The sequence below is a fragment of the Mycobacterium sp. E342 genome, assembly GCF_001667665.1.
In the GTDB taxonomy this organism is placed as follows: Bacteria; Actinomycetota; Actinomycetes; order Mycobacteriales; family Mycobacteriaceae; genus Mycobacterium.
This window is the reverse complement of sequence record NZ_LZJM01000086.1, coordinates 1-848: the sequence shown is the minus strand read 5'-3', so window position 1 is coordinate 848 and position 848 is coordinate 1. Positions and strand designations below refer to the sequence as shown.

At 63.6% G+C, this 848-nt stretch carries 1 protein-coding gene; it reads left to right on the top strand.

Going from position 1 to position 848, the window contains the following annotated elements:
* Window positions 1-245: 245 nt before the first annotated feature.
* The coding region (locus A5692_RS05620) for a TylF/MycF/NovP-related O-methyltransferase (RefSeq protein WP_068053141.1) at window positions 246-848 on the top strand (603 nt) is incomplete at its 3' end.

Here is an 848-nt window from a genome sequence, read left to right as displayed (position 1 = left end):
GCCGGATGAGCAAACCTTCCGAGAGCGTCGGACGCGCCGTCGACCTGCTGGAGAAGTTCGCCCGCTCGGGACGTTGCGAGCGCCCCGCCGCAGCGGAGCCGCGTCGCTGAGCTGTCGCGGTGACTCGGCATCCAAGTTGGCAATGCGGGCCAAGTTGATGGATAGACTGCGAAACGCATTGAGCGCCTCGACGGGACGTCTAGGCTCATGACCGGGACTATCGACTTGCGGATTAAGGGGCAACTTTGGCCGTGACTGATCACGACACGCGGTTTGCATACCTCGACTTGCTCCGGCGCGACCTGACCAGGTACGGCAACGACGAGTTGGTGCCGGTGGGCTGGTACCGCTTGGGACGCCCCTTGTTCAGCACCCGCAATTTCATGCTGGTACGCAAGCGTCCGTTCAACAAGCAGGCACGTGACCTGGGCCTCGACTGGCCGGCGGACGCCTTGACGATGATCGGCATGCAACGGCTGACCAGCCTGCAGCATTGCGTTGAGACTGTGCTGGAGGATGACGTCCCCGGCGACCTGGTCGAGTGTGGCGTATGGCGTGGCGGCGCCTCGATCTTGATGCGCGCGGTGCTGGCCGCCTACGGGGACGAGAAGCGTTGTGTTTGGCTGTGCGACTCGTTCGCCGGTGTACCGCCACCGGACGTCGCAAACTACAAGCAGGACAAAGGGATTACACTGCACCGTCACGCGCGGATCCTGGGGGTGCCCGAAGCCGAAGTGCGGGCCAATTTCGAGCGTTACGGGTTGCTGGATGACCAGGTTCGTTTCCTGCCGGGCTGGTTCAAGGACACGCTGCAGGATGCGCCGATCGATCGCATCTCCGTGCTGCGG